Source organism: Blautia sp. NSJ-140 (assembly GCF_022868965.1).
Taxonomy (GTDB): Bacteria; Bacillota; Clostridia; order Lachnospirales; family Lachnospiraceae; genus Blautia_A.
In genome coordinates, this window is the sequence record NZ_JALIFS010000028.1 from 1 (window position 1) to 855 (window position 855).

Sequence of the window (855 nt, forward strand, 5' to 3'; positions counted from 1 at the left end):
TTCTGTTCAATAAGTGATTTATAGTAGTTACCAAAGTCAGCAAGTGAATTAACAATTGGAAGCATTTTTGTTCCGAGTTCCGTTAATCCGTATTCAACTCTCGGTGGCTGCTCATGGTAATCGTGGCGATATGCCAGTCCATCACTCATCATTTGTCTTAAACTATCTGTCAAAACCTTTTGTGAAATACCCTCTATACTTCGTTGTAGCTCATTGAATCTCCATGGGCGCTCTTTCAAGTTACGCAAAATCAGCAGTTTCCATTTTCCTCCGATGAGAGATACCGCTGTTGCAACTGGGCATTCCGGTAATTCTTCTTTTGCTCGCATAATTCTCACCTCCGAGTCTATTGTAACACATTCAATTTTGAGTGCACAGTTACAAAAAGGTGCGTACTTGTTTTTGTATGTGTCTCACACTATACTAATACCAAGCAACCAGAAACTACAAATCAACTATGGAGGTATTATTATGACAAATTACACAAAAACAACTATTGGAAAGGAAAACCGAATTGAGCTGCATGAAAAGTTGTCTTTAACAGGTGCAGAAATCAGTTTAAACGAACTGCCTGCAGGAGCAAATGTCCCATTTGTTCATTCTCATAAAGAAAATGAAGAAATCTATGGAATTCTTTCAGGTAACGGCAAAGCCATAATTGATGGAGAAGAAATCAGCCTTTCAACTGGAGACTGGCTAAAGATCGCACCTGCTGCAAAGCGTCAGTTTTTTGCATCCGATATTTCCGGAATTACTTATATCTGCATTCAGGTAAAAGAAAATTCTCTGGAACATTTTACAGCAGAGGACGCCGTAATCGGCTAATTAAAAGTATTTATTTACAAAAATGCACAG

General features: G+C 38.4%; 2 protein-coding genes. One reads left to right on the plus strand and one right to left on the minus strand.

What is annotated here, in order from left to right; genetic code table 11:
* A partial coding sequence (locus MUB50_RS16895) for a winged helix-turn-helix transcriptional regulator (RefSeq protein WP_244791772.1) occupies positions 1–329 on the minus strand: 329 nt, incomplete at its 3' end.
* Positions 330–471: 142 nt separating this feature from the next.
* On the opposite strand from MUB50_RS16895, the gene MUB50_RS16900 reads away from it, so the two are divergent.
* Positions 472–825: a cupin domain-containing protein gene (locus tag MUB50_RS16900; RefSeq protein WP_117495883.1), complete on the plus strand. Its 354-nt coding sequence runs from the start codon at positions 472–474 to the stop codon at positions 823–825.
* The last annotated feature ends 30 nt before the right edge of the window (positions 826–855 follow it).